Genomic DNA, 10330 nt, shown 5'->3' with positions numbered 1-10330 from the left:
GACCTTGGAGGAAGGCTCATGGATATCCACTTCCTACCTGGTGGCGGAAATCATCATGATTCCGCTGACCGCCTGGCTGGTTCAGCTGCTCTCGGCGAGGCGCCTGGCGGTGTGGGTGTCTGGCGGTTTCCTGGTGTCCTCATTGCTCTGCTCGATGGCCTGGAACCTCGAAAGCATGATCCTGTTCCGTGCCCTGCAGGGCTTCACCGGCGGCGCGCTGATCCCGCTGGCATTCACCCTGACCCTGATCAAATTGCCCGAGCATCACCGTGCCAAAGGCATGGCCATGTTCGCCATGACTGCCACCTTCGCCCCGTCGATCGGCCCGACCCTAGGCGGCTGGCTGACCGAAAACTGGGGCTGGGAATACATCTTCTATATCAACATCCCGCCCGGGCTGGTGATGATCGCCGGCCTGCTCTATGGCCTGGAGAAGAAAGAAGCGCACTGGGAACTGCTGAAAAGCACCGACTATGCCGGTATAGTCACCCTCGGCGTGGGCCTGGGCTGCCTGCAGGTCTTCCTTGAGGAGGGCCATCGTAAAGACTGGCTGGAGTCGAACCTGATCGTCGGCTTGGCGACTGTCGCCGCGATCAGCCTGACCACCTTCGTCATCCTGCAGCTGTCCAAATCGCAGCCCTTGATCAACCTGCGCATCCTCGGCAACCGCAATTTCGGCTTGTCGAGCATTGCCAGCCTGGGCATGGGCGTTGGGCTTTATGGTTCGATCTACCTGCTGCCGTTGTACCTGGCACAGATCCAGGGCTACAACGCCCTGCAGATCGGCGAAGTGATCATGTGGATGGGCATTCCGCAGCTGTTTCTGATTCCGCTGGTGCCGCAACTGATGAAGGTGGTGTCGCCCAAGCTGCTGTGCGCCCTCGGCTTCTGCCTGTTCGGGGTCGCCAGCTTCGGCTCGGGAGTGTTGAACCCGGACTTCGCCGGGCCGCAGTTCAACCATATCCAGATCATCCGCGCCCTTGGCCAGCCGATGATCATGGTGACCATTTCGCTGATCGCCACGGCGTATATCCAGCCGCAGGATGCCGGGTCTGCGTCGAGCCTGTTCAACATTCTGCGCAACCTGGGCGGCGCGATCGGCATCGCCTTGCTGGCAACCTTGCTGGATGCGCGGACCAAGGTGTATTTCGATTACCTGAGGGAGTCGGTGGTGCCGAGCAACCCGCAGGTGGCCGAACGGTTGGCACAGCTGGCGGAGCGGCTGGGCAATGACAATGCGGCGTTGGGCAAGCTGAGCGAAATCACCCACCAGCAGGCACTGATCATGGCCTACAACGATGCATTTCACTTTGTCGGCATCGGGCTGGCGGTGAGCATGGTGGCGGTGTTGTTGACCCGGAAGCTGCCGGAGGGGTTGAAGGCTGGGGAAGCCCATTAATATCGCGCTTGTAGGAGCGGCCTTGTGTCGCGAAAGGCCTGCAAAGCAGCCCCAGCAATTTATGCACTCAAGCTGAAATCCTGGGGCTGCTTTGCAGCCCTTTCGCGACACAAGGCCGCTCCTACAGGGGGCCGTGCAGGGCTTCAGCTAGTGATCAGGCGCTCGCGCAGTTGGGTAATCTCGTCACGCAGTTGCGCAGCAGCCTCGAATTCCAGGTCGCGGGCAAGCTGCATCATCTTCTCTTCCAGCTGCTTGATGCGCTTGGTGATCTCGCCCGGCGTTCGCAGCTCGGCCTCGTACCGGGCGCTCTCCTCCGCCGCCTTGGCCATGCCCTTGCGCTTCTTGCTGCGCGCGCCGGGCACGGTGGCGCCTTCCATGATGTCGGTGATGTCCTTGACCACCCCCTTGGGCACGATACCGTTGGCCTGGTTGAACGCGATCTGCTTCTCGCGGCGCCGCTCCGTCTCATCGATGGCGCGCTGCATGGAGCCTGTGATGCTGTCGGCATACAGGATCGCCCGGCCATTGAGGTTACGTGCGGCACGGCCAATGGTCTGGATCAGCGAGCGCTCGGAACGCAGGAAGCCTTCCTTGTCGGCATCCAGAATTGCCACCAGCGACACCTCAGGCATGTCCAGGCCCTCGCGCAGCAGGTTGATGCCGACCAACACATCGAAGGTGCCCAGGCGCAGGTCACGGATGATTTCTACGCGCTCCACTGTGTCGATGTCCGAGTGCAGGTAGCGTACCCGCACATCGTGGTCGGCCAGGTAGTCGGTCAGGTCCTCGGCCATGCGCTTGGTCAGCGTGGTCGCCAGCACCCGGTCGCCCTGGGCGACGCGCTTGCGGATCTCCGACAGCAGGTCGTCGACCTGGGTCAGCGCCGGGCGCACTTCTACTTGTGGGTCGACCAGGCCGGTCGGACGCACTACCTGCTCCACCACCCGGCCGGCATGCTCGGCTTCATAGGGGCCTGGGGTGGCAGACACGAAGATGGTCTGCGGGCTGACAGCCTCCCACTCGTCAAAGCGCATCGGCCGGTTGTCCAGTGCCGACGGCAGGCGGAAGCCGTATTCGACCAGGGTTTCCTTGCGCGAGCGGTCACCCTTGTACATGGCGCCAACCTGCGGAACGCTGACGTGGGACTCGTCGATCACCAGCAGGGCATCGGCGGGCAGGTAATCGTAGAGCGTGGGCGGCGGCGCGCCGGCCGGGCGCCCGGACAGGTAGCGCGAGTAGTTCTCGATGCCGTTGCAGTAACCCAGTTCGAGGATCATCTCCAGGTCGAAACGGGTGCGTTGCTCCAGGCGCTGGGCTTCGACCAGCTTGTTGGCCTTGTGCAGGTACTCGAGCCGCTCCTGCAGCTCTTCCTTGATGCCCTCCACCGCCTCCAGCAGGGTTTCCCGCGGGGTCACGTAGTGGCTCTTGGGGTAGAAGGTGAAGCGTGGCAGCTTGCGGAAAACCTCGCCGGTCAGCGGGTCGAAGGCGGCGATATTCTCGACCTCGTCATCGAACAGCTCGATGCGGATGGCCTCGAGGTCGGATTCGGCCGGGAAGATGTCGATCACGTCGCCACGCACTCGGAAGGTGGCACGGGCGAAGTCCATCTCGTTGCGGGTGTATTGCAGGTCGGCCAGCCGGCGCAACAGGGCGCGCTGGTCGAGCTTGTCGCCCCGGTCGACGTGCAGGACCATCTTCAAGTAAGTCTCGGGGCTGCCGAGGCCGTAGATGCACGACACGGTGGTGACGATGATCGCATCGCGCCGTTCCAGCAGCGCCTTGGTCGCCGACAGGCGCATCTGTTCAATGTGGTCGTTGATCGAGGCATCCTTCTCAATGAAGGTGTCCGACGACGGCACGTAGGCCTCTGGCTGGTAGTAGTCGTAGTAGGAGACGAAGTACTCCACCGCGTTGTTCGGGAAGAACGCCTTGAACTCGCCATACAACTGCGCCGCCAGAGTCTTGTTCGGCGCCAGCACCAGGGTTGGCCGCTGCACCTGCTGGATGACATTGGCGATGCTGAAGGTCTTGCCCGAGCCGGTCACCCCTAGCAGGGTCTGGTGCGACAGGCCTGCGTCGATACCCTCGACCATCTGGCGGATGGCCTCGGGCTGGTCGCCGGCCGGCTGGAAACGGGTGACGAGCTGGAACTCGGACATGACGGACCTCGCGGTAACGCAGTAACTGTAAATTTAGCCAGTAGTCTACACCCAAATGCGCGCGCCAGGGGGCGGAATCAAGGCCAAGCTGTGCGTGCGCATTACGGTGGACCGGGCATTTCGACCAATGGTCGAAAAATATTTGCGCAAATCGCCGGAAAACCTGCGCCCGACTGTCGCAGTGACCGGTCGGTATCACTATACTGACTCCCCGTTTGTGCACCGCTTCAGTGCATTCGGCTGGAGCGTGTACGCCCTATCACTCTCCAATCAGAGCCGAAGTAACAATGAGCCTGTTTTCCGCTGTCGAGCTGGCACCCCGCGACCCTATCCTGGGCCTCAACGAAGCATTCAACGCCGACCCACGTACCGACAAGGTCAACCTGGGCGTAGGCGTGTACTGCAATGAGGAAGGCCGCATTCCGCTGCTGCGCGCCGTGATCGAAGCCGAAACCCAGCGTGCAGCCCAGCACGCCTCGCGCGGCTACCTGCCGATCGATGGTATCGCCACCTACGACCAGGCCGTACAGAAACTGCTGTTCGGTGCCGAATCGCCACTGCTGGCCGCTGGCCGCGTGGTCACCGTGCAGGCCGTGGGCGGCACTGGCGCTCTGAAGATCGGCGCCGACTTCCTCAAGCGTGTTTCGCCGAATGCCGTGGTTGCCATCAGCGACCCGAGCTGGGAAAACCACCGTGCGCTGTTCGAAAGCGCGGGTTTCCCGGTGCAGAACTACCGTTACTACGACGCGCCGAGCAACGACGTCAACCGCGCCGGCATGCTCGAAGACCTCAACGCCCTGCCGTCCGGTTCGATCGTCGTGCTGCACGCCTGCTGCCACAACCCGACTGGCGTCGACCTGACCCTGGACGACTGGAAGAATGTTCTGGAAGTGGTCAAGGCCAAGGGCCACGTGCCATTCCTCGACATGGCCTACCAGGGCTTCGGTGATGGCATCGGCGAAGACGCCTTTGCCGTGCGCCTGTTCGCCGAGTCGGGCATGGAGTTCTTTGTTTCCAGCTCGTTCTCCAAGTCGTTCTCGCTGTACGGCGAGCGCGTCGGCGCGCTGTCGATCGTCACCGCCTCGAAAGACGAAAGCACCCGCGTCCTCTCGCAGGTCAAGCGTGTGATTCGCACCACCTACTCCAACCCGCCGACCCACGGCGCGACCATCGTCGCCACCGTGCTCAACAGCGCCGAGCTGCGCCAGATGTGGGAAGCGGAGCTTGGCGAGATGCGCGAACGCATCCACGGCATGCGCAAGCAGATGGTCGCGCTGTTGGCCGAATACGGCGCCAAGCGAGACTTCAGCTTCGTCGGCCGCCAGGTGGGCATGTTCTCCTACTCGGGCCTGACCGTTGAGCAGGTTGCCCGTCTGAAGAACGACTTCGGCATCTACGCGCTGGACACCGGTCGCATCGCCGTCGCCGCGCTGAACCAGAGCAACATTCATGTGGTCACCAAGGCCATCGTTGAAGTTCTGTAACTGATTGATTTGTCAGGAGGTCGCTTGACTTCCTCCTGGCAATCGGTAAGATACGCGGAGATTCCGCGATAGCTCAGTCGGTAGAGCAAATGACTGTTAATCATTGGGTCCCTGGTTCGAGTCCAGGTCGCGGAGCCAAACACTGAGAAAGCCCCCGTATGCGCAAGAATCGGGGGCTTTTTCGTTGCATGGCGAAAGAGTTGCGGCGCTCGATTTCTCAGGCGCCAAAGATCTCCAGCCAGGCACCTCAGGGCCCACACATCACTTCCTGACCGGCTCAGTCACCGGCTTGCCTTCATCCACCAGACTCCATACGAGCAATTTGGCAGGCCGGGTCTTGCTGGCGTTTCGCGAAACGCTGTGCTCGGTGCCGGGCGCTTCGTACCAGTATTCACCGGCTTTGTAGGTCTTTTCCTGTTCGTCGTTGAGCTTCGATATCACCGCCCCTTCCAGCACATAGGCCATTACCGCCCCCGGATGCTGGTGGGCAGGTGAAGCTTGCCCGGGGGCATAGCTGACCGTGAGCATGACGGCGCTCTTGCCTGGGGCATTCGAGGGCTGTTGTCGCTGAAGGACTTTTACTTGTTCTGCGGCGTCGCCGTGGGCCCAGGCTGTGGCCTGGCCACCCAGCAATCCAGCGGCAATAAGCAAGGTAAACGAAAAGTTGGCAGATTTCATGGGCTTTCTCCTGACTGGCGATTGCCTGCAGGTTAGGCCCGGCGGCACGGGGTGCAAACGGCCAATCAGAAGGAAAAGCAGGGGGCCAGCCGGAACGCTCTCAGCAATTGCGCCCGATCGGATAGAACACGCCATGGCTCCACACCCCGAGCCACTCCTCGCCATCGATTACCCGTGGCACCGCCAGGTCGACCAGTTGGTAGAACACATTGCGATGGATCAACGCCTCGAGATTGCTGCGCATCAGCACATAGGGCGACGGCTCCTGAGTATCGGGATCGATCTCGATCCGCAACGGGTTCTGCGGCCCCGCTTCGGCCTGATCCTCGACATTGCTGGTAAAGCGCAGCACCTGCGCCTCACCACTGCCCACCACCTCAAGCATCACGGCCACGAATGGCGCATCATCGACGCGGATGCCGACCTTCTCCACCGGGGTGATCAGGAAATAGTCATCGCCATCGCGGCGTATGATTGTCGAGAACAGGCGAACCATAGGTTTCCGCCCGATGGGCGTACCCAGGTAGTACCAGGTCCCATCGCGGGCAATACGCATGTCGATATCGCCGCAGAAATCCGGGTTCCAGAGATGCACCGGCGGCAGCCCCTTGTGCTTGGGAACTTGCGCCAACAGATCGTTGGCCTTGCCGGAATCCGTCATCGCCCTGCCCTCACTCGCTCATGCCCAGAAGGCTACGAGCGTACTCGCGCATCGGTGCGCCAAGCAAATCCTGTGGCGACTGGTCGTGGAACGTCAACAAACCGCCGCGGCTCTTGATCCGTGCGGTGTCGATCAAGTAGCGGGTATTGGTCTCGATCAGCATCATCTGCACCACCCCGGTATCCCAACCCAGGCGGTCGACCGCCTGCTCGTCATACCACTCGTCACCATTACCGATGCGGTCATCGGTGCGAGCGAAGCGGGTATACAGCACGTAGTCGGCGCCCACCGAGCGGGCCTGGGCAATCGCTTCTTCAAGCCCCAGCGGGCCTTGGGCGCGACGCACCAGCGGGAAGTACTCAACGAAGCTCTTGAACGCCTCATCGGCCACGGCATTCTGCTTCGGCAGCGGGCCCTTGCCTGGCGGCATGAATGCGCCTTGGCCAATGAAGATGAACGAATCAGGCTGCAGGCGAATCGACAGGGTACGACGGGTATCGCTGTGGTCCAGCAAACCGGCATCGCTCATGTGGTAACGGACGCCCTCGCCCATATCGCTGACATTCATGCAACCGCCCAACGCCATCAGCGTCAGCAGCAAGACCAGGCTACGCATCTTTCCTCCAGTGACCGGTGACGAAAAACCGGCGAATAGCCGGCGGATGCAGCTTTTGCGCCAGCTTCAGCCGCCAATCACCTTCATCACCATTACCCCCCCTGAAAACGCCAGTTCCTGCTTGTCTGCCAGGGCTTTTACCAGCAGCCGCTGCAAGCCAGGGAGCGCCTGATGACGGGGTTTCTCCAACAGGTCGCCGATAAAGTGACGATTGCCGGAGGACAGGCAGCCGTGCAGCCAGCCGGTAGAGGACAGGCGCAGCCGCGAGCAGGTGCGGCAGAACGGCACGCTTTCATTGGCGATGACGCCGAAATGGCCATGCCCCGGGATCTGGTAGCGCAGCGCCGTGGCATCCGGCGGTGCGTCGACCTGTTGGTAGCCATACCGGCCGCCGATCACATCGAGCAAGGCATCGAGCCCGACAAACTGCTGCAGGAAGGCATTGTTGTCCCGGGCCAGGTGCCCCATGCGCATCAGCTCGATGAAACGCAGCTCGAACCCCCGCGCCATGCAGTAATCGAGCATCGGCAACACCTGGTCGAGGTTCTGCCCACGCATCGGTACCATGTTGACCTTGATCCGCATGCCCATGGCGCTGGCCTGATCCATGCCTGCCAACACGCTGGCCAGGTCACCGCCTCGTGCGATGCGGCGGAACGCGTGGGGATCGAGGGTATCGAGGGACACGTTCAAGCGGCGAATACCGGCCGCCTGCAGTCGTGGCAGCTTGCGGGTGAGCAGTTGCCCATTGGTGGTCAGCGTGATGTCGTCAAGGTCGAGCTTGGCTACCGCCGCCAGAAAGGCATCCAGTCGAGGGCTGACCAATGGCTCGCCACCGGTAATGCGCAAGCGCTCGATACCAGCAGCTTCGATAAGGTAAGCCACGCCCCGCGCCAGGGCATCCGCGGACAGTTCATCCTGGGCTGCTACCAGGCGCTTGCCGTCCGGCACACAGTAGCTGCAGGCGTAATTACAGGCAGCCGTCAGGCTGACGCGCAGGTTGCGAAAACGCCTGCCTTGACGATCGACGATCATGGATGACTCCGGCATGGATGAATCGGGGCTGGCAAAACTTGACTCATGGTTCAAGTTTTTGCAAGTCCCCTTTACACCCCGGGCTCACCCGCTGACGACAAGTGCCTTTAGTGAGTGGCTTCCGGATCACGCTTGCGCTTGTTGCCCATGCGCACGCCGATATCCATGAGGAACTGGAAGAAGCCTTCCTGATCCTCCAGCACGTTGCTCCAGAACGGCGAGTGGTACAGCGCCACGGCGCCATGTACCAACGCCCAGGCGGCGCAGTAGTGGAAGTACGGCGGCACGTCTTCAAGCTTGCCTTCGCTGATGCGCCCCTTGATCAGCTGGGTCAGGCGGTCGAAGTTGGAAGCGCGGATGCTGTGCAACTGCTCGACCATTTCCGGTACCTGGTTGCCCTTGACCACCTTCTCCTCCAGGCGATCGAACAGCCGGTAGCGCTGCGGGTCGCGCATGCGGAACTCGAAGTAGGCGCGCGACAGCGCCTCCTTGTCGCGATCGACATCGGCCGAGTGCAACAGCGCGTTCAGGTCGCGCTCATAATCGAGCATCAGGCGCAGGTAGATCTCCGCCTTGGACTTGAAGTGCTTGTAGATCGTGCCTTTGCCGATCCCCACGGCGTCGGCGATCATCTCGACAGTGACGCTGTCTTCACCCTGTTCGAGGAACAGCTTCAAGGCTGTATCGAGGATTTCCTGTTCGCGACGGCGAAACTCACGGACCTTACGAGGTTCTTTCTGCATAGGAAGGACTGGATGACATTGAAGCGGTTTATTATGCCTAACTTGCAGCAAATTGCACGGATCATCCAACCATGTCTATGTTTCTCGATGAGTTTGCCCAGGCGCCGGGGCTGCGTTACCTGAACCACGCGGCCATCGCGCCCTGGCCACGCCGGGCCAGCGAGGCGGTGGCACGCTTTGCTCAGGTCAACGTGCGCCTGGGTGCAAGCGACTACCCGGCATGGCTGGCCACCGAACGCAGGCTGCGGGAAAGGCTGGCACGCCTGGTCAACGCCCCGTCCCAGGCAGACATCGCGTTGGTGAAAAACACGTCAGAGGCGCTTTCGCTGGTCGCGTTCGGCCTCGACTGGCAAGCCGGTGACCAAGTGGTGATCAGCGACGAGGAATTTCCTTCCAACCGGGTCGTCTGGGAAGCCTTGGGCGAGCATGGCGTCGAGGTAACCAAGGTGAGCCTCGCCGGGCCTGACCCTGAAGCGGCACTGCTCGCGGCCTGCGGCCCGCGTACACGCCTGCTGGCAGTGAGTGCCGTGCAGTTCGCCAGCGGCCTGCGCCTGGACCTGCCCCGCCTTGGCGAGGGGTGTCAAGCACGTCATGTCCTGTTCTGCGTCGATGCCATCCAGCAGATCGGCGCCCTGCCTTTCGACGTGCAGCACGCTCAGTGCGACTTCGCCATGGCCGACGGCCACAAGTGGATGCTGGGCCCTGAGGGCATGGGGTTGTTCTATTGCCGGGCGGCACTGCGCCAGCAGTTGAAGCTGCACGCTTATGGCTGGCATATGCTCGAACAGCTGGGCGATTTCGACCGTCGCGAGTGGCAACCGGCACGCAGCGCAAGGCGCTTTGAATGCGGCAGCCCGAACATGCTGGGGGCGTGCGCCCTGGAGGCCAGCCTGTCATTGCTGGAGGAGATAGGCATGGCAGAGGTTGGCCGGCACTTGCAACTGCGGGTCGAGCAACTGCTTCAGGGCCTGGCCAGTATTCCCGGCGTACGCCTGCATAGCCCGGTATCCCCGGAAAAACGGGCGGGCATAGTCACTTTCAGCCTTGCGGGGCAGGACAGCACGGCTGTCTATCGGAGCCTGATGGCGGAGCAGACAATCTGCGCACTGAGAGGGCCAGGTATACGGTTTTCGCCACATTTCTATACCAGTGAGCAGCTGATCGACGAAGCTGTGCAGCAAATACGGCGCTTGGCCATGCGCTGAGGGAGGAAGGGACAGCGGACGTATTCCAAATCTGTTTAAAAAACGAACAGAGAAGCACTGGCACTGCGCCAAAGCTGACTAATACTTGAAGTGTTGGCGCGGCGCATCCCCCCCAAGTGGCGCGCCGATAAAGGTGCTCAGGGACCGCGTACCTTTGTTTTACTCCTAATGGTCTTAACCCGGATTCCCCCCCAGAACCCGGGTTTTTTTTGCCCGGCACCAGCCGCCCGGCTCTGGCTCTGGCTCTGGCTTTTGATTTTGCTTCTAAGCGCGCGATAGTTCAGACAACGCGAAATGCGACTTCAGGAGGCCGAGCGCAGGCGTCTGGAGGGCCAGGGTGCGCAGCACCC

General features: G+C 61.7%; 9 protein-coding genes and 1 tRNA gene. 4 read left to right on the top strand and 6 right to left on the bottom strand.

All coding sequences use genetic code 11. The features are described 5' to 3' along the window. Positions 1 to 1399: MDR family MFS transporter (locus tag APH33_RS03270; protein WP_054883770.1), on the top strand; the 1399-nt coding region annotated here is incomplete at its 5' end. 143 nt (positions 1400 to 1542) lie between these two features. On the opposite strand, the gene uvrB is transcribed toward APH33_RS03270, so the two are convergent. Beyond that, complete coding sequence (gene uvrB, locus APH33_RS03265) at positions 1543 to 3558, bottom strand: excinuclease ABC subunit UvrB (protein WP_054883766.1); 2016 nt, start codon at positions 3556 to 3558, stop codon at positions 1543 to 1545. A gap of 287 nt (positions 3559 to 3845) precedes the next feature. On the opposite strand from uvrB, the gene APH33_RS03260 reads away from it, so the two are divergent. Together APH33_RS03260 and APH33_RS03255 are read left to right on the top strand one after the other, a co-directional pair. Next, a complete protein-coding gene (locus tag APH33_RS03260) occupies positions 3846 to 5042 on the top strand; it encodes an amino acid aminotransferase (RefSeq protein ID WP_054883765.1) in 1197 nt (398 codons plus the stop codon). 62 nt (positions 5043 to 5104) lie between these two features. Further along, a tRNA-Asn gene (locus APH33_RS03255) sits at positions 5105 to 5180 on the top strand. A 123-nt stretch (positions 5181 to 5303) separates the two neighbouring features. On the opposite strand, the gene APH33_RS03250 is transcribed toward APH33_RS03255, so the two are convergent. The 5 genes from APH33_RS03250 to APH33_RS03230 form a co-directional block, all read right to left on the bottom strand. Further along, positions 5304 to 5720, bottom strand: coding sequence for a cupin domain-containing protein (locus APH33_RS03250; RefSeq protein ID WP_054883764.1), 417 nt, complete (start codon positions 5718 to 5720; stop codon positions 5304 to 5306). Between the two features lie 100 nt (positions 5721 to 5820). Then, on the bottom strand, positions 5821 to 6381 hold the full coding sequence (locus APH33_RS03245; RefSeq protein ID WP_054883763.1) for a DUF1285 domain-containing protein: 561 nt from the start codon (positions 6379 to 6381) through the stop codon (positions 5821 to 5823). A 10-nt stretch (positions 6382 to 6391) separates the two neighbouring features. After that, complete coding sequence (locus APH33_RS03240; RefSeq protein WP_054883762.1) at positions 6392 to 6997, bottom strand: DUF4823 domain-containing protein; 606 nt, start codon at positions 6995 to 6997, stop codon at positions 6392 to 6394. Between the two features lie 66 nt (positions 6998 to 7063). Then, the gene (locus APH33_RS03235; protein WP_054883761.1) at positions 7064 to 8032 is read right to left on the bottom strand and encodes a GTP 3',8-cyclase MoaA; all 969 of its coding nucleotides are present in this window, start codon (positions 8030 to 8032) and stop codon (positions 7064 to 7066) included. Positions 8033 to 8139: 107 nt separating this feature from the next. Next, on the bottom strand, positions 8140 to 8775 hold the full coding sequence (locus tag APH33_RS03230) for a TetR/AcrR family transcriptional regulator (protein ID WP_054883760.1): 636 nt from the start codon (positions 8773 to 8775) through the stop codon (positions 8140 to 8142). A gap of 71 nt (positions 8776 to 8846) precedes the next feature. Here APH33_RS03230 and APH33_RS03225 point away from each other — a divergent pair, with 71 nt between their 5' ends. After that, the gene (locus APH33_RS03225) at positions 8847 to 9980 is read left to right on the top strand and encodes an aminotransferase class V-fold PLP-dependent enzyme (RefSeq protein WP_054883759.1); all 1134 of its coding nucleotides are present in this window, start codon (positions 8847 to 8849) and stop codon (positions 9978 to 9980) included. The last annotated feature ends 350 nt before the right edge of the window (positions 9981 to 10330 follow it).

It is taken from the genome of Pseudomonas sp. NBRC 111130 (assembly GCF_001320485.1).
GTDB lineage: Bacteria > Pseudomonadota > Gammaproteobacteria > Pseudomonadales > Pseudomonadaceae > Aquipseudomonas > Aquipseudomonas vlassakiae.
This window is presented reverse-complemented; position numbering and strand designations above follow the sequence as displayed.

What these genes read in the sequence shown, in the direction of transcription:
- uvrB (WP_054883766.1), bottom strand. Translation starts at nt 3,558, where the DNA reads ATGTCCGAGTTCCAGCTCGTCACCCGTTTCCAGCCGGCCGGCGACCAG.
- APH33_RS03260 (WP_054883765.1), top strand. Translation starts at nt 3,846, where the DNA reads ATGAGCCTGTTTTCCGCTGTCGAGCTGGCACCCCGCGACCCTATCCTG.
- APH33_RS03250 (WP_054883764.1), bottom strand. Translation starts at nt 5,720, where the DNA reads ATGAAATCTGCCAACTTTTCGTTTACCTTGCTTATTGCCGCTGGATTG.
- APH33_RS03245 (WP_054883763.1), bottom strand. Translation starts at nt 6,381, where the DNA reads ATGACGGATTCCGGCAAGGCCAACGATCTGTTGGCGCAAGTTCCCAAG.
- APH33_RS03240 (WP_054883762.1), bottom strand. Translation starts at nt 6,997, where the DNA reads ATGCGTAGCCTGGTCTTGCTGCTGACGCTGATGGCGTTGGGCGGTTGC.
- APH33_RS03235 (WP_054883761.1), bottom strand. Translation starts at nt 8,032, where the DNA reads ATGATCGTCGATCGTCAAGGCAGGCGTTTTCGCAACCTGCGCGTCAGC.
- APH33_RS03230 (WP_054883760.1), bottom strand. Translation starts at nt 8,775, where the DNA reads ATGCAGAAAGAACCTCGTAAGGTCCGTGAGTTTCGCCGTCGCGAACAG.
- APH33_RS03225 (WP_054883759.1), top strand. Translation starts at nt 8,847, where the DNA reads ATGTCTATGTTTCTCGATGAGTTTGCCCAGGCGCCGGGGCTGCGTTAC.